General features: G+C 48.8%; 1 protein-coding gene. It reads left to right on the top strand.

Annotated elements, in window-relative coordinates; all coding sequences use genetic code 11:
* Positions 1-157: 157 nt before the first annotated feature.
* Positions 158-451 (top strand): response regulator (locus AC1DLB_RS32095; RefSeq protein WP_477786548.1); only part of this gene is annotated, 294 nt, incomplete at its 3' end.

Here is a 451-nt window from a genome sequence, read left to right as displayed (position 1 = left end):
TCCAAACATAGTGCGCCATAAATTTGACTGTGCACGGTTTTTTGACTTAACTAGTGGCTGGTTCCAGATTTCAGGCGTCTACAGGCACAACGTGTCTGCAAGCGTCTAGCTTGCCCCTCATTTTGGGCATTGAGTTGACTAGGGAAGTTGCTATTGCATGTGGCGTGAAACCAAAATTCTGCTGATTGATGACGATAGCGTCCGCCGCCGCGATTTGGCGGTGATTTTAAATTTTCTCGGCGAAGAAAATTTACCCTGTGGCAGCCATGACTGGCAGCAGGCGGTCGGCTCTCTGTCATCAAGTCGTGAAGTAATCTGTGTCCTCATCGGGACGGTAAATGCTCCTGGTGCACTTTTGGGCCTGTTAAAGACACTCTCAACCTGGGATGAGTTCCTTCCAGTTTTGTTAATGGGCGATAATTCTTCCATTGACTTGCCGGAAGACCAGCGT

Source organism: Pseudomonas sp. 05N434 (assembly GCF_056396965.1).
Note: the sequence above shows the minus strand (reverse complement) of the source record. Positions and strands in the feature narration are given on the sequence as shown.